The organism is Escherichia sp. E14V7 (assembly GCF_004212225.1).
GTDB lineage: Bacteria > Pseudomonadota > Gammaproteobacteria > Enterobacterales > Enterobacteriaceae > Escherichia.
Window position 1 is genome coordinate 1 of record NZ_RHJJ01000014.1, and the last position, 15,373, is coordinate 15,373.

Below are 15,373 nucleotides of genomic sequence, written 5' to 3' on the forward strand. Positions count from 1 at the left end.
TGGAGCGTCCATCTCATTATCCCTGTAAAACGCGCCCTCAGCCCACATCCATGTGGGCTGCCCCGGCCTTCAGGGAACGCCTCAGCGATTTTGACGCCACCAACACCAGTGCGGTTTGTAATTAAAGCGCAAGAATATCTTTAAATGAAAATGAATACCCTACAGCTCCTTATGCATAACATTTCCTTTTAATTGCAACTTTACTCGTCCTTCCGCTTTCAGTAGTGTGTCATCGCGCATTTCGACTTCTTCTTTGCAAGGACTGGTTTTTCATGTTTTCTGGGCTGTTAATCATTCTGGTTCCCCTGATTGTGGGTTACCTCATTCCGCTTCGCCAAAAAGCTGCGTTAAAACGCATTAATCAGCTATTAAGCTGGATGGTCTATCTCATTCTCTTTTTTATGGGTATCAGTCTGGCGTTTCTCGATAATCTCGCCAGTAACCTGTTGGCGATTCTGCATTATTCCGCTGTCAGTATTACCATTATTTTACTGTGCAATATTGTCGCCTTGCTGTGGCTGGAACGCGGTTTGCCGTGGCGCAGTAGCCACCAGCAAGAGAAATTGCCGTCGCGTATTGCGATGGCACTGGAATCGCTGAAACTGTGTGGCGTCGTGGTGATTGGTTTTGCTATTGGCTTTAGCGGATTAGGTTTTTTACAGCACGCTACCGAAGCCAGCGAATACACGTTAATTCTGTTACTTTTCCTCGTCGGTATTCAGTTGCGCAATAATGGCATGACCTTAAAGCAGATTGTCCTTAATCGCCGGGGAATGATTGTCGCCGTGGTGGTGGTTGCCAGTTCATTAATTGGCGGTTTAATTAACGCCTTTATTCTTGATCTCCCCATCAATACCGCGCTGGCAATGGCCTCCGGTTTCGGCTGGTATTCTCTTTCCGGTATTTTGTTGACCGAATCTTTTGGTCCGGTAATCGGGAGCGCGGCGTTCTTCAATGATTTAGCGCGTGAGTTGATCGCCATTATGTTGATCCCTGGCCTGATTCGCCGTAGCCGCTCTACTGCACTGGGCTTATGCGGTGCCACATCAATGGATTTCACCCTGCCCGTTCTTCAGCGTACAGGTGGGCTGGATATGGTCCCGGCAGCGATTGTTCACGGTTTTATTCTCAGCCTGTTAGTGCCGATCCTCATCGCCTTTTTCTCCGCATAATACCTCTCTGGCGGTAGATCCCTGCCGCCAAAATTGCGCTAAATCAATCTCCCTTAAAGTTGCATGAAAAATCCCTTTTATCCCCGCGTTAAGCGTCTTAACCTTAAACATGTATATTAAATATAACTTTAAAAGGTGTGATCATGTTTTGTGTGCAATGTGAACAAACTATCCGTACTCCGGCAGGAAACGGCTGCTCATACGCGCAGGGGATGTGTGGTAAAACGGCGGAAACCTCTGACCTTCAGGATTTACTCATCACGGCGCTGCAAGGGCTTTCTGCCTGGGCTGTAAAAGCGCGTGAATACGGCATCATCAACCACGATGTAGACAGCTTCGCGCCTCGGGCATTTTTCTCAACCCTGACCAACGTTAACTTCGATTCTCCGCGTATTGTCGGCTACGCTCGTGAAGCGATTGCCCTGCGCGAGGCGCTGAAAGCACAATGCCTGGCTGTAGATGCCAACGCCCGCGTCGATAACCCGATGGCTGACCTGCAACTGGTGAGCGACGATCTCGGCGAACTGCAACGTCAGGCAGCAGAATTTACCCCTAACAAAGATAAAGCCGAGATTGGCGAAAACATTCTCGGCCTGCGTCTGCTGTGCCTGTATGGCCTGAAAGGTGCAGCGGCCTATATGGAACACGCCCACGTTCTCGGTCAATACGACAACGATATTTACGCCCAGTACCATAAAATCATGGCGTGGCTGGGGACCTGGCCTGCCGATATGAACGCGCTTCTTGAGTGTTCAATGGAAATCGGCCAGATGAACTTCAAAGTGATGAGCATTCTGGATGCAGGCGAAACCGGTAAATACGGTCACCCGACGCCAACCCAGGTCAACGTCAAAGCGACGGCGGGTAAATGCATTCTGATTTCCGGTCACGATCTCAAAGATCTCTACAACCTGCTGGAACAGACCGAAGGCACGGGCGTTAATGTCTACACCCACGGCGAAATGCTGCCTGCCCACGGCTACCCGGAGTTGCGTAAATTCAAGCATCTGGTCGGTAACTACGGCAGCGGCTGGCAGAATCAGCAAGTGGAGTTCGCTCGTTTCCCTGGCCCCATCGTGATGACCTCTAACTGCATCATCGACCCAACCGTAGGCGCTTATGACGATCGTATCTGGACCCGCAGCATCGTTGGCTGGCCGGGTGTGCGTCATCTGGATGGCGAAGATTTCTCTGCGGTCATTGCCCAGGCGCAACAAATGGCGGGCTTCCCGTATAGCGAAATTCCGCACCTGATCACCGTGGGCTTTGGTCGCCAGACGCTGCTTGGCGCAGCCGATACGTTGATTGATCTGGTGAGCCGTGAAAAACTGCGTCATATCTTCCTGCTTGGTGGCTGTGACGGCGCACGCGGCGAACGTCACTACTTCACCGATTTCGCCACCAGCGTGCCGGATGACTGCCTGATCCTGACTCTCGCCTGTGGTAAATATCGCTTTAACAAACTTGAGTTTGGCGATATCGAAGGTCTGCCGCGTCTGGTGGATGCTGGTCAGTGTAACGATGCTTACTCAGCAATTATTCTGGCGGTAACGCTGGCAGAAAAACTGGGCTGCGGTGTCAACGATCTGCCGCTGTCGCTGGTGCTCTCCTGGTTTGAACAGAAAGCGATTGTCATTCTGCTGACGCTGCTTTCTCTGGGTGTGAAAAATATCGTCACCGGCCCGACTGCACCTGGTTTCCTGACACCAGACCTGCTGGCGGTGCTGAACGAGAAATTCGGCCTGCGTTCTATCACCACTGTTGAAGAAGACATGAAGCAACTGTTGAGCGCGTAAGGAGTTTGTCGATGACGATGCCAACGAATCAATGCCCGTGGCGGATGCAGGTTCATCACATTACGCAAGAAACGCCGGATGTGTGGACGATTTCCCTGATTTGCCACGATTACTACCCATATCGCGCCGGGCAATATGCACTGGTCAGCGTGCGAAACTCAGCGGAAACGCTGCGTGCATACACCATTTCCTCCACGCCAGGCGTGAGTGAATATATCACCCTGACCGTGCGGCGGATTGATGACGGTGTCGGCTCCCAGTGGCTGACCCGCGATGTAAAACGCGGTGACTATCTCTGGCTTTCGGACGCGATGGGGGAATTTACCTGCGACGATAAAGCAGAAGATAAATTCCTGTTGCTGGCGGCAGGCTGCGGCGTCACACCGATTATGTCGATGCGTCGCTGGCTGGCGAAGAACCGTCCGCAGGCCGATGTGCAGGTGATCTACAACGTGCGTACGCCGCAGGATGTAATTTTCGCCGATGAGTGGCGTCATTATCCGGTAACACTGGTGGCGGAAAATAACGTTACCGAGGGGTTCGTTGCCGGACGCCTGACTCGTGAACTGCTGGCAAGCGTTCCTGATTTAGCCTCACGTACCGTGATGACTTGTGGTCCGGCACCGTATATGGATTGGGTGGAACAGGAAGTGAAGGCGCTCGGCGTGACGCGTTTCTTTAAAGAGAAATTCTTTACGCCAGTGGCGGAAGCGGCGACCAGCGGTCTGAAATTCACCAAACTGCAACCGGTGCAAGAATTTTACGCTCCGGTTGGCACCACGCTGCTGGAGGCGCTGGAAAGCAATAACGTTCCGGTTGTCGCCGCCTGCCGCGCGGGTGTTTGCGGCTGCTGTAAGACAAAAGTGGTTTCCGGTGAATATACGGTGAGCAGCACAATGACGCTGACCGACGCCGAAATCGCTGAAGGTTACGTACTGGCCTGCTCCTGCCATCCGCAGGGGGATTTGGTTCTCGCGTAATCACCTTATGCCCGATGATATTCCTGTCATCGGGCTGTTTAACCGTTAGTGCCTCCTTTTTCTCCCATCCCTTCCCCCTCCGTCAGATGAACTAAACTTGTTACCGTTATCACATTCAGGAGACGGAAAACCATGAAACAAACGGTTGCAGCTTATATCGCCAAAACACTCGAATCAGCAGGCGTAAAACGCATCTGGGGAGTCACGGGCGACTCTCTGAACGGTCTTAGTGACAGTCTTAATCGCATGGGCACTATCGAGTGGATGCCTACCCGCCATGAAGAAGTGGCTGCCTTTGCCGCTGGCGCTGAAGCACAACTTTCAGGAGAACTGGCGGTCTGTGCCGGATCGTGCGGCCCCGGCAACCTGCACTTAATCAACGGCCTGTTCGATTGCCACCGTAATCACGTTCCGGTACTGGCGATTGCCGCCCATATCCCTTCCAGCGAAATTGGCAGCGGCTATTTCCAGGAAACCCACCCGCAAGAGTTATTCCGCGAATGTAGTCACTATTGCGAGCTGGTTTCCAGCCCGGAGCAGATCCCACAAGTGCTGGCGATTGCCATGCGCAAAGCGGTGCTTAACCGTGGCGTTTCCGTTGTCGTGTTACCGGGCGACGTGGCGCTAAAACCTGCACCAGAAGGGGCGACCACGCACTGGTATCATGCGCCACAGCCAGTCATAACACCGGAAGAAGAAGAGTTACGCAAACTGGCGCAACTGCTGCGTTATTCCAGCAATATCGCCCTGATGTGTGGCAGCGGCTGCGCGGGGGCGCATAAAGAGTTAGTTGAGTTTGCCGGGAAAATTAAAGCGCCTATTATTCATGCCCTGCGCGGTAAAGAACATGTCGAATACGATAATCCGTATGATGTCGGAATGACGGGATTAATCGGCTTCTCGTCAGGTTTTCACACTATGATGAATGCCGACACCTTAGTGCTGCTCGGCACACAATTTCCCTACCGCGCCTTCTACCCGACCGATGCCAAAATTATTCAGATTGATATCAACCCAGCCAGCATCGGCGCGCATAGCAAGGTAGATATGGCGCTGGTCGGCGATATCAAATCAACCCTGCGCGCATTGCTGCCACTGGTGGAAGAAAAAACCGATCGCAAGTTTCTGGATAAAGCGCTGGAAGATTACCGCGATGCCCGTAAAGGGCTGGACGATTTAGCTAAACCGAGCGAGAAAGCCATTCACCCGCAATATCTGGCGCAGCAAATTAGTCACTTTGCCGCCGATGACGCCATCTTTACCTGTGACGTTGGCACACCTACGGTATGGGCGGCACGTTATCTGAAAATGAACGGCAAGCGTCGCCTGTTAGGTTCGTTTAACCACGGTTCGATGGCTAACGCCATGCCGCAGGCGCTGGGCGCGCAGGCAAGCGAGCCAGAACGCCAGGTGGTCGCCATGTGCGGCGATGGCGGTTTTAGCATGTTGATGGGCGATTTCCTCTCAGTAGTGCAAATGAAGCTACCAGTGAAAATTATCGTCTTTAACAACAGCGTACTGGGCTTTGTGGCGATGGAGATGAAAGCTGGTGGCTATTTGACTGACGGCACCGAACTACACGACACCAACTTTGCCCGCATTGCCGAAGCGTGCGGCATTACGGGTATTCGCGTGGAAAAAGCCGCTGAAGTCGATGAAGCCCTGCAACGCGCTTTCTCCATCGACGGTCCGGTGCTGGTGGATGTGGTGGTTGCCAAAGAAGAATTAGCCATTCCGCCGCAGATCAAACTCGAACAGGCAAAAGGTTTTAGTCTGTATATGCTGCGCGCAATCATCAGTGGACGCGGCGATGAAGTAATCGAACTGGCGAAAACAAACTGGCTAAGGTAAAAAGGGTGGCATTTCCCGTCATAATAAGGACATGCCATGATTGATTTACGCAGTGATACCGTTACCCGACCGAGCCGCGCCATGCTCGAAGCGATGATGGCCGCCCCGGTTGGGGACGACGTTTACGGAGACGACCCTACCGTTAATGCTCTGCAGGACTATGCGGCAGAGCTTTCCGGTAAAGAAGCCGCCATTTTTCTGCCTACCGGCACTCAGGCCAACCTGGTCGCTCTGCTCAGTCACTGCGAACGCGGCGAAGAGTATATTGTCGGTCAGGCCGCACATAACTATCTGTTTGAAGCCGGTGGCGCAGCAGTGCTGGGCAGTATTCAACCGCAACCCATCGATGCTGACGCCAACGGCACGTTACCGCTGGATAAAGTGGCGATGAAAATCAAACCCGACGATATTCACTTCGCCCGCACCAAATTGCTCAGTCTCGAAAACACCCACAACGGCAAAGTGCTGCCGCGTGAATACCTGAAAGAAGCATGGGAATTTACCCGTGAGCGCAATCTGGCGCTGCATGTTGACGGTGCGCGCATCTTTAACGCCATCGTGGCTTATGGCTGCGAACTAAAAGAGATCACGCAATATTGTGATTCGTTCACCATTTGTCTGTCGAAAGGTCTTGGTACGCCAGTCGGTTCGTTACTGGTCGGTAACCGTGACTACATTAAACATGCCATCCGCTGGCGGAAAATGACCGGCGGCGGGATGCGCCAGTCCGGGATTCTGGCAGCCGCCGGGATGTATGCGCTGAAAAATAACGTCGCACGCTTGCAGGAAGACCACGATAACGCCGCCTGGATGGCGGAGCAGCTGCGTGAAGCAGGCGCGGATGTGATGCGTCAGGACACCAATATGCTGTTTGTTCGCGTCGGGGAAGAAAATGCTACCGCGTTAGGCGAATACATGAAAGCGAGAAACGTGCTGATTAACGCCTCGCCGATTGTCCGCCTGGTGACCCATCTTGACGTCTCGCGCGCTCAGCTGGCGGAAGTCGCCGCCCACTGGCGCGCATTCCTGGCGCGTTAAGGAGAGAGACGTGCCGCAACGCATTTTAGTTCTCGGTGCCAGTGGCTACATTGGTCAGCATCTGGTGCGCACACTCAGCCAGCAAGGGCATCAGATCCTGGCGGCGGCACGTCATGTCGACAGGCTTGCAAAGCTGCAACTGGCAAACGTCAGTTGCCATAAAATCGATCTCAGCTGGCCGGATAATCTTCCGGCCCTGTTGCAGGATATCGATACGGTCTATTTTCTGGTGCATAGCATGGGCGAAGGCGGCGATTTTATCGCTCAGGAGCGCCAGGTGGCTCTCAACGTCCGCGATGCGCTACGCGAAGTGCCAGTTAAGCAAGTCATCTTTCTCAGTTCGTTGCAGGCTCCACCACATGAGCAGTCGGACCATCTGCGTGCTCGTCAGGCCACGGCGGACATTCTTCGTGAAGCGAATGTACCAGTGACCGAACTGCGGGCCGGAATTATCGTTGGTGCAGGTTCTGCAGCGTTCGAAGTGATGCGCGATATGGTTTACAACCTGCCAGTGTTAACACCACCACGCTGGGTCCGTTCACGCACCACGCCTATTGCGCTGGAAAACCTGCTGCACTATCTGGTGGCGCTGTTAGATCATCCGGCCTGCGAACATCGGGTCTTCGAAGCCGCTGGGCCAGAGGTGCTCAGTTATCAACAACAATTTGAACATTTTATGACCGTAAGCGGTAAGCGCCGCTGGTTGATCCCCATCCCCTTTCCGACCCGCTGGATTTCGGTGTGGTTTCTCAATGTGATTACTTCCGTACCGCCCACCACCGCCAAAGCGTTGATTCAGGGGCTGAAACACGATCTGCTGGCAGATGACACCGCGTTACGTGCACTCATTCCACAACCGCTGATCGCTTTCGATGATGCGGTACGTCGCACATTGAAAGAGGAAGAAAAACTGGTCAACTCCAGCGACTGGGGATATGACGCGCAGGCTTTTGCTCGCTGGCGACCAGAATACGGTTACTTCGCTAAACAAGCCGGTTTTACGGTTAAAACGTCTGCCAGCCTTCAGGCGCTATGGCGGGTAGTCAATCAAATCGGCGGTAAAGAACGTTATTTCTTTGGCAATATTTTGTGGCAGCTCCGTGCGCTGATGGACCGCGCGATCGGTCATAAACTGGCGAAAGGTCGCCCTGAGCGGGAATATTTGCAGACGGGCGATGCGGTAGATAGCTGGAAAGTGATTGTCGTTGAAGCGGAAAAACAACTTACGTTGTTATTTGGTATGAAAGCACCAGGACTGGGGCGGCTTTGTTTTACGCTGGAGGATAAAGGCAACTACCGCACCATAGACGTTCGCGCTTTCTGGCATCCGCACGGCATGCCAGGCCTGTTTTACTGGCTTTTCATGATCCCTGCACATCTGTTTATTTTTCGCGGCATGGCAAAACGAATCGCCAGACTTGCAGAACAAATCACAGATTAATCGAAAAAAACCTGCGTGATTCTTTCATGTTTCCCATTGCATCAAGGGGGAAATCACGAAAGAATGCGCACGTCGACTTATCAACAACAGTGGAATGATATGAAGGTACTGGTTACCGGCGCTACCAGCGGCTTAGGTCGAAACGCGGTTGAATTTTTATGCCAGAAAGGCATCAGCGTGAGAGCGACCGGTCGCAACGAAGCGATGGGCAAATTGCTGGAAAAACTGGGCGCAGAGTTTGTCCGGGCGGATCTGACCGAACTTGTCTCATCGCAGGCTAAAGTGATGCTCGCAGGCATAGATACGCTGTGGCACTGCTCCAGCTTTACTTCGCCGTGGGGAACGCAGCAGGCTTTCGACCTGGCCAACGTTCGCGCTACGCGTCGCCTGGGCGAATGGGCTGTTGCCTGGGGAGTGCGTAACTTTATTCATATCTCTTCCCCCTCCCTGTACTTCGATTATCACCATCATCGCGATATTAAAGAAGATTTTCGCCCTCACCGCTTCGCTAACGAGTTTGCCCGCAGCAAAGCTGCCAGCGAAGAAGTGATTAATATGCTTTCGCAGGCGAATCCACAAACGCGCTTTACTATTCTGCGCCCACAGAGTCTGTTCGGACCGCACGATAAAGTGTTCATCCCCCGCCTGGCGCATATGATGCACCACTACGGCAGCATTCTGTTACCGCACGGCGGCAGTGCGCTGGTCGATATGACCTACTACGAAAATGCCGTGCATGCCATGTGGCTGGCGAGCCAGGAAAACTGCGACAAACTGCCGTCCGGCAGGGCATACAACATTACCAATGGTGAGCATCGTACACTGCGCAGCATCGTGCAGAAGCTCATCGACGAACTGAATATTGATTGCCGTATTCGTTCAATTCCCTACCCGATGCTGGATATGATCGCCCGCAGCATGGAGCGTTTAGGCCGCAAGTCAGCGAAAGAGCCGCCGCTAACCCACTACGGCGTCTCTAAGTTGAATTTTGACTTTACGCTGGATATTACGCGTGCACAGGAAGAGTTAGGTTATCAGCCTGTCATCACGCTGGATGAAGGGATCGAGAAAACTGCCGCCTGGTTACGCGACCACGGAAAACTGCCGCGCTAATCCTGACCGTATTTCTCCAGCAACGCTTGTGCAATTGCCAGAGTTTCTGCATCCGCTTCGCCGTTATATAACGTCGGGCGGAAGTGCATCTGGAACGCCATAATCACTCGTTGCTGTTCGCCAGGAGTCATTTCTGGTTTCACGTCATAGCCGTAACGGGCCAACAGTTCCAGCAATGAGGCGGTATCTACCGGTGTGTGCGGCGCGCGCCCGGCAAGATAAAAGTTCACCCGCTGTGCATCAGGCCAGGCACCAATCCCCTCTTGTGCCAGTTGCTGCCACGGAAATAATGGCCCGGGATCATCTTTGCGCTGCGGCGCAATATCTGCATGAGCCACTACGTTTTCCGGTTTGATGTGATAGCGGGCGATAATATCCTTCGCCAGTGGAATAAGCGCCTGAATTTGTGTCGGTTCAAATGGCGCAAAATATTTCACCCCCGCTGATGTTTTCCAGCCACGATTTTCCAGCTCAATACCAATAGAGGTGTCGTTAAGGCGCGTTGCCCCGCGCCAGGCGCTAATCCCCGCATGCCAGGCCAGTTCCTGTTCCGGTACCAGTTGCCAGATACGCGGCTTGCCGTTGTAAAGTGGTGGCTCGGCAGGAACCAGATAATGCGAACTTACGTGCTTATCGGTCAGTGTCGCCAGTGACGTATCAAAGTCCTCTGCCGTGTAGTGGATCACCAGCACTTTAATGCGCGGATACGCCGCCTGCGCCTGGCGTCGGGTATCAAGCTGATATCCCTTTTTCTCGACAATGCCTTTTTCGCCTGCACACCCTGCCAGCAACAGAGCGGCAGCGACCAGCCAGAAGACTCTTCTCATCGACGCGTTTTCACCGCCGTTCCGCTGACGCTAACCATCAGCATACTGCCGTTTTGCCCGACCGTTTCGTAGTCGATATCAATGCCGACCACGGCGTCAGCCCCCAGCGCTCGCGCCTGCTCACCAAGTTCCTCAAAGGCTATCTCCCGCGCTTTACGCAGTTCTTTTTCATACGCACCGGAACGTCCGCCAACGATATCGCGGATACCCGCAAAGAAATCGCGAAAAATGTTAGCGCCTAAAATCGCTTCGCCAGTCACCACGCCGCAATATTCAACGATGGTCTGGCCTTCAAGTGTTGGGGTTGTGGAAAATTGCATGATCGATCTCCTTGTTTGCTAAGCCTTCGATCTTCAAAGCATTATCGGACTGATACGCTATTATTGAAAGGATATCATTATTATCGTAGAACGCTTTCAAGGTGTTCGCTTATAAGGAAATCATTATGCGCTACAGCAAATTGACTATGCTTATCCCTTGCGCACTGTTACTCAGTGCTTGTACCACCGTCACGCCTGCCTATAAAGATAATGGCCCCCGTACGGGATCTTGCGTTCAGGGCGGACCTGACAGCGTGGCCCAGCAGTTTTATGACTACCGCATTTCGCACCGCAGTAACGACATTACCGCTCTGCGTCCATATTTAAGTGACAAACTGGCAACTCTACTGAGCAATGCCAGCCGCGATAACAGCCATCGCGAATTATTAAGCAGCGATCCGTTCTCCAGTCGCACCACTTTGCCTGACAGCGCACAAGTTGCCAGCGCCTCGACCATCCCAAATCGCGATGCGCGCAATATTCCGCTGCGGGTGAATCTGAAACAAGGCGACCAGAGCTGGCAGGATGAAGTGTTGATGATTCAGGAAGGACAGTGTTGGGTGATCGACGATGTGCGCTATTTAGGTGGCAGCGTACACGCTCCTGCCGGCACTCTGCGCCAGTCCGTAGAGAACCGCTAAAACCCTGATTAAACGATAACCCCCATAAATTGTCTGGCATTCTGTGAAGAATGCCGACATTTATGCTCGCCGCCCTTCGCCGCCGTTATTTTGTGCTATGTTTATTGAATAATGCGCTTTGCTTTTAACTTTTAAAGCAGAAATATTGCATAATTATTCTGTCAAAGGTACTATCTTCGACTTCAATAGCTATCCGACTGCCAGTATACGAGTGTCAATGAGTATTCAATTAAACGGCATTAATTGCTTCTACGGCGCGCATCAGGCGCTGTTCGATATCACGCTGGATTGTCCGCAAGGCGAAACGCTGGTGTTACTTGGCCCCAGCGGCGCGGGGAAAAGCTCGCTGCTGCGTGTACTCAATCTGCTAGAGATGCCGCGCTCCGGTACGCTCAACATCGCAGGCAACCATTTCGATTTCACTAAAACGCCATCTGACAAAGCGATCCGCGAGCTGCGTCGTAACGTCGGGATGGTGTTTCAGCAATACAATCTATGGCCGCATCTGACGGTACAGCAAAACCTGATTGAAGCGCCCTGCCGCGTGCTGGGGTTGAGTAAAGATCAGGCACTGGCCCGTGCAGAAAAACTGCTGGAACGTCTGCGTCTCAAACCTTATAGCGATCGTTACCCGCTGCACCTTTCTGGTGGTCAGCAGCAACGTGTCGCTATCGCCCGCGCGCTGATGATGGAACCGCAGGTACTGCTGTTTGATGAACCGACCGCCGCGCTGGATCCGGAAATTACCGCACAAATCGTCAGCATTATTCGTGAGCTGGCGGAAACGAATATTACCCAGGTGATCGTCACCCACGAAGTTGAAGTGGCGCGTAAAACCGCCAGCCGTGTGGTGTATATGGAAAACGGTCACATCGTAGAACAAGGCGACGCGAGCTGCTTTACCGAGCCGCAAACCGAAGCATTTAAAAACTATCTCTCTCACTAAGATTCGGGATAACAACAATGAAAAAAGTTCTGATTGCCGCGCTAATTGCAGGTTTTAGTCTTTCCGCTACAGCTGCCGAAACCATTCGTTTTGCTACCGAAGCCTCTTATCCTCCGTTTGAATCGATGGATGCGAATAACCAGATCGTCGGTTTTGACGTCGACCTGGCACAGGCGCTGTGTAAAGAGATTGATGCAACCTGCACTTTCTCTAACCAGGCGTTTGACAGCCTGATCCCAAGCTTGAAATTCCGTCGCGTAGAAGCGGTGATGGCGGGCATGGATATCACCCCGGAGCGTGAAAAGCAGGTGCTGTTTACCACCCCGTACTATGACAACTCCGCACTGTTTGTGGGTCAGCAGGGTAAATACACCAGCGTTGATCAGCTGAAAGGCAAAAAAGTCGGCGTTCAGAACGGGACGACGCACCAGAAGTTCATTATGGATAAGCATCCGGAAATCACTACCGTGCCGTATGACAGCTACCAGAACGCAAAACTGGATCTGCAAAACGGTCGTATCGACGGCGTATTCGGTGACACCGCTGTGGTCACCGAATGGCTGAAAGATAACCCGAAACTGGCGGCAGTGGGCGACAAAGTGACCGACAAAGATTACTTCGGCACTGGCCTCGGCATTGCGGTACGTCAGGGCAACACTGAACTGCAGCAGAAATTCAACACTGCGCTGGAAAAAGTGAAGAAAGATGGCACTTACGAAACCATCTACAACAAATGGTTCCAGAAGTAATTCCTGATGAATGAATTTTTCCCTTTAGCAAGCGCCGCCGGGATGACCGTCGGCCTTGCCGTTTGTGCATTGATTGTCGGACTGGCGCTGGCGATGTTCTTTGCGGTATGGGAGTCGGCAAAATGGCGTCCTGTCGCGTGGGCAGGTTCAGCGCTAGTGACGGTTCTGCGCGGCCTGCCAGAAATTCTGGTGGTGCTGTTTATCTATTTTGGCTCCTCACAGCTGCTGCTGACGCTTTCGGATGGCTTCACCATCAATCTTGGGATCGTACAGATCCCGGTGCAGATGGACATCGAGAACTTCGACGTGAGCCCGTTCCTTTGTGGTGTCATCGCTCTGTCGCTGCTGTATGCCGCCTATGCCTCGCAAACGCTGCGCGGTGCATTAAAAGCGGTGCCGGTTGGCCAGTGGGAATCCGGTCAGGCGCTGGGGCTGTCGAAATCGGCTATTTTTTTCCGCCTGGTGATGCCGCAGATGTGGCGTCATGCGTTGCCTGGCCTCGGTAACCAGTGGCTGGTGCTGCTGAAAGATACCGCGCTGGTCAGTTTGATTAGTGTGAATGATTTAATGCTACAAACCAAAAGCATCGCTACCCGTACCCAGGAACCATTTACCTGGTACATTGTGGCGGCGGCGATTTACCTGGTGATTACTCTATTGAGTCAGTACATTCTCAAACGCATTGACCTGCGCGCGACACGTTTTGAGCGGAGGCCCAGCTAATGTTTGAGTATTTACCCGAACTGATGAAAGGGCTGCACACCAGCCTGACGCTAACCGTTGCCTCGCTGATTGTGGCGCTGATTCTGGCGTTGATTTTTACCATTATCCTGACGCTGAAAACGCCGGTGCTGGTGTGGCTGGTGCGAGGTTATATCACGCTGTTTACTGGTACGCCGCTGTTGGTGCAGATCTTCCTGATTTATTACGGACCGGGCCAGTTCCCGACGTTGCAGGAGTATCCGGCACTGTGGCATTTGTTGTCAGAACCGTGGTTATGTGCGCTGATTGCGTTGTCGCTGAACAGTGCGGCGTATACCACGCAACTGTTTTACGGCGCGATCCGCGCGATCCCGGAAGGTCAATGGCAGTCCTGTAGCGCTCTGGGAATGAGCAAAAAAGACACGCTGGCGATCCTGCTGCCGTATGCCTTTAAACGCTCGCTCTCTTCGTATTCCAACGAAGTGGTGCTGGTGTTCAAAAGTACCTCTCTGGCATACACCATTACGTTGATGGAAGTGATGGGTTACAGCCAGTTGCTGTACGGACGCACCTACGATGTGATGGTATTTGGCGCGGCGGGGATTATTTACCTGATCGTTAACGGCCTGCTGACGCTGATGATGCGTTTGATAGAGCGCAAAGCGCTGGCGTTTGAGCGACGGAATTAATGTAGCTGCGTACGGTTTTGTAGGTCTGATAAGACGCGCCAGCGTCGCATCAGACACCTGCACAGAACCCACATACTGCATAAATCCTTATAATGAAGACGGGCAACCCACTAAGTTGTCCGTCTTTTTTTATTCTATGCAAATTATTTAATCATATTTATTGCATATAAATTCACTTAATGGCATTGTTATCCCATGCCGCAGATACGGCCAAAAATCATAAGATTGACAGACGGGAGTTCCATCATGAAAAAGTTAGTTCTTGCCGCTTTACTTGCTTCCTTTACTTTCGGCGCTTCTGCCGCGGAGAAAATCAATTTTGGCGTATCAGCGACCTATCCTCCGTTCGAGTCGATGGATGCCAATAACCAGATTGTCGGCTTTGATATCGACCTGGCAAAAGCCTTGTGCAAACAAATGCAGGCAGAATGTACTTTTACTAATCACGCGTTCGACAGCCTGATCCCGTCGCTGAAATTCAGAAAATATGACGCCGTTATCTCCGGTATGGATATCACGCCAGAGCGTAGCAAGCAGGTATCGTTTACCACGCCCTACTATGAAAACTCAGCCGTCGTAATTGCCAAAAAAGATACCTACAAAACGTTTGCCGATCTGAAAGGTAAACGTATTGGGATGGAAAACGGCACCACGCACCAGAAATATATTCAGGATCAGCACCCGGAAGTGAAAACTGTCTCCTATGACAGTTATCAGAATGCCTTTATCGATCTGAAAAATGGCCGTATTGATGGGGTATTTGGTGACACCGCGGTGGTGAACGAATGGCTGAAAACCAATCCGCAACTGGGCGTTGCTACTGAAAAAGTGACCGATCCGCAGTACTTCGGCACCGGCCTGGGTATCGCTGTACGTCCTGATAACAAAGCTCTGCTGGAAAAACTGAATAACGCGCTGGCAGCAATTAAAGCTGACGGCACGTATCAGAAAATCAATGACCAGTGGTTCCCACAGTAATTGAGACTGATGACAAAAGTAAGATTGCCTGATGCGCTACGCTTATCCGGCCCACATCAACTCTGCAATGTATTGATTTAGCATGATTTTGTAGGCCGGATAAGGCGTTTACGCCGCATCCGGCATGAAC

General features: G+C 52.4%; 15 protein-coding genes and 1 pseudogene. 13 read left to right on the top strand and 3 right to left on the bottom strand.

Features of this window, described 5'->3' with window-relative positions:
* Positions 1-272 precede the first annotated feature (272 nt).
* The 7 genes from lysO to D9741_RS15965 all read left to right on the top strand — a co-directional run bounded on the left by lysO (position 273) and on the right by D9741_RS15965 (position 9,391).
* Positions 273-1,172, top strand: coding sequence for an L-lysine exporter LysO (gene lysO, locus D9741_RS15935; protein WP_130214711.1), 900 nt, complete (start codon positions 273-275; stop codon positions 1,170-1,172).
* Positions 1,173-1,315: 143 nt separating this feature from the next.
* On the top strand, positions 1,316-2,968 hold the full coding sequence (gene hcp, locus D9741_RS15940) for a hydroxylamine reductase (protein WP_130214713.1): 1,653 nt from the start codon (positions 1,316-1,318) through the stop codon (positions 2,966-2,968).
* 11 nt (positions 2,969-2,979) lie between these two features.
* Positions 2,980-3,948: an NADH oxidoreductase gene (gene hcr, locus D9741_RS15945; protein WP_130214715.1), complete on the top strand. Its 969-nt coding sequence runs from the start codon at positions 2,980-2,982 to the stop codon at positions 3,946-3,948.
* A 132-nt stretch (positions 3,949-4,080) separates the two neighbouring features.
* Entirely contained in the window at positions 4,081-5,799 is a 1,719-nt protein-coding gene (gene poxB / locus D9741_RS15950) for a ubiquinone-dependent pyruvate dehydrogenase (RefSeq protein ID WP_130214717.1), read from the top strand.
* A 36-nt stretch (positions 5,800-5,835) separates the two neighbouring features.
* A complete protein-coding gene (gene ltaE, locus D9741_RS15955) occupies positions 5,836-6,837 on the top strand; it encodes a low-specificity L-threonine aldolase (RefSeq protein WP_130214719.1) in 1,002 nt (333 codons plus the stop codon).
* Between the two features lie 10 nt (positions 6,838-6,847).
* Entirely contained in the window at positions 6,848-8,278 is a 1,431-nt protein-coding gene (locus tag D9741_RS15960; RefSeq protein ID WP_130214721.1) for an SDR family oxidoreductase, read from the top strand.
* A gap of 99 nt (positions 8,279-8,377) precedes the next feature.
* Positions 8,378-9,391: an NAD(P)-dependent oxidoreductase gene (locus D9741_RS15965; RefSeq protein WP_130205719.1), complete on the top strand. Its 1,014-nt coding sequence runs from the start codon at positions 8,378-8,380 to the stop codon at positions 9,389-9,391.
* On the opposite strand, the gene amiD is transcribed toward D9741_RS15965, so the two are convergent.
* Together amiD and D9741_RS15975 are read right to left on the bottom strand one after the other, a co-directional pair.
* Positions 9,388-10,218, bottom strand: a complete 831-nt coding sequence (gene amiD, locus D9741_RS15970) for an N-acetylmuramoyl-L-alanine amidase AmiD (RefSeq protein ID WP_130214723.1) — start codon at positions 10,216-10,218, stop codon at positions 9,388-9,390. The two genes, D9741_RS15965 and amiD, sit on opposite strands and share 4 nt — an antisense overlap.
* Positions 10,215-10,538 (bottom strand): heavy metal-binding domain-containing protein, encoded by a 324-nt coding sequence (locus tag D9741_RS15975; RefSeq protein WP_001160732.1) that lies wholly within the window; start codon positions 10,536-10,538, stop codon positions 10,215-10,217. The genes amiD and D9741_RS15975 overlap by 4 nt, the downstream gene beginning before the upstream one ends.
* A 125-nt stretch (positions 10,539-10,663) precedes the next feature.
* Here D9741_RS15975 and D9741_RS15980 point away from each other — a divergent pair, with 125 nt between their 5' ends.
* From D9741_RS15980 to artJ, 6 genes are all read left to right on the top strand, one after another.
* The gene (locus D9741_RS15980; RefSeq protein ID WP_130205231.1) at positions 10,664-11,179 is read left to right on the top strand and encodes a lipoprotein; all 516 of its coding nucleotides are present in this window, start codon (positions 10,664-10,666) and stop codon (positions 11,177-11,179) included.
* Positions 11,180-11,396: 217 nt separating this feature from the next.
* Complete coding sequence (gene artP, locus D9741_RS15985; RefSeq protein ID WP_000027211.1) at positions 11,397-12,125, top strand: arginine ABC transporter ATP-binding protein ArtP; 729 nt, start codon at positions 11,397-11,399, stop codon at positions 12,123-12,125.
* A gap of 17 nt (positions 12,126-12,142) precedes the next feature.
* Positions 12,143-12,874 (top strand): arginine ABC transporter substrate-binding protein ArtI, encoded by a 732-nt coding sequence (gene artI, locus D9741_RS15990; RefSeq protein ID WP_105454365.1) that lies wholly within the window; start codon positions 12,143-12,145, stop codon positions 12,872-12,874.
* A 6-nt stretch (positions 12,875-12,880) separates the two neighbouring features.
* Positions 12,881-13,597 carry an arginine ABC transporter permease ArtQ gene (gene artQ / locus D9741_RS15995; protein WP_130205229.1) on the top strand — a complete coding sequence of 239 codons (717 nt, stop codon included), beginning with the start codon at positions 12,881-12,883 and terminating at the stop codon, positions 13,595-13,597.
* A complete protein-coding gene (gene artM / locus D9741_RS16000) occupies positions 13,597-14,265 on the top strand; it encodes an arginine ABC transporter permease ArtM (protein ID WP_000464489.1) in 669 nt (222 codons plus the stop codon). The genes artQ and artM overlap by 1 nt, the downstream gene beginning before the upstream one ends.
* Positions 14,266-14,511: 246 nt before the next feature.
* Entirely contained in the window at positions 14,512-15,243 is a 732-nt protein-coding gene (gene artJ, locus D9741_RS16005; RefSeq protein ID WP_130214725.1) for an arginine ABC transporter substrate-binding protein ArtJ, read from the top strand.
* Positions 15,244-15,268: 25 nt separating this feature from the next.
* On the opposite strand, the pseudogene D9741_RS23805 reads toward artJ, so the two are convergent.
* A pseudogene (locus tag D9741_RS23805) lies at positions 15,269-15,367 on the bottom strand (hypothetical protein); the annotation flags it as partial.
* Positions 15,368-15,373: the final 6 nt, after the last annotated feature.

Coding starts and splice junctions, on each gene's coding strand:
- lysO (WP_130214711.1), top strand. CDS start 273: ATGTTTTCTGGGCTGTTAATCATTCTGGTTCCCCTGATTGTGGGTTAC.
- hcp (WP_130214713.1), top strand. CDS start 1,316: ATGTTTTGTGTGCAATGTGAACAAACTATCCGTACTCCGGCAGGAAAC.
- hcr (WP_130214715.1), top strand. CDS start 2,980: ATGACGATGCCAACGAATCAATGCCCGTGGCGGATGCAGGTTCATCAC.
- poxB (WP_130214717.1), top strand. CDS start 4,081: ATGAAACAAACGGTTGCAGCTTATATCGCCAAAACACTCGAATCAGCA.
- ltaE (WP_130214719.1), top strand. CDS start 5,836: ATGATTGATTTACGCAGTGATACCGTTACCCGACCGAGCCGCGCCATG.
- D9741_RS15965 (WP_130205719.1), top strand. CDS start 8,378: ATGAAGGTACTGGTTACCGGCGCTACCAGCGGCTTAGGTCGAAACGCG.
- amiD (WP_130214723.1), bottom strand. CDS start 10,218: ATGAGAAGAGTCTTCTGGCTGGTCGCTGCCGCTCTGTTGCTGGCAGGG.
- D9741_RS15975 (WP_001160732.1), bottom strand. CDS start 10,538: ATGCAATTTTCCACAACCCCAACACTTGAAGGCCAGACCATCGTTGAA.
- D9741_RS15980 (WP_130205231.1), top strand. CDS start 10,664: ATGCGCTACAGCAAATTGACTATGCTTATCCCTTGCGCACTGTTACTC.
- artP (WP_000027211.1), top strand. CDS start 11,397: ATGAGTATTCAATTAAACGGCATTAATTGCTTCTACGGCGCGCATCAG.
- artI (WP_105454365.1), top strand. CDS start 12,143: ATGAAAAAAGTTCTGATTGCCGCGCTAATTGCAGGTTTTAGTCTTTCC.
- artQ (WP_130205229.1), top strand. CDS start 12,881: ATGAATGAATTTTTCCCTTTAGCAAGCGCCGCCGGGATGACCGTCGGC.
- artM (WP_000464489.1), top strand. CDS start 13,597: ATGTTTGAGTATTTACCCGAACTGATGAAAGGGCTGCACACCAGCCTG.
- artJ (WP_130214725.1), top strand. CDS start 14,512: ATGAAAAAGTTAGTTCTTGCCGCTTTACTTGCTTCCTTTACTTTCGGC.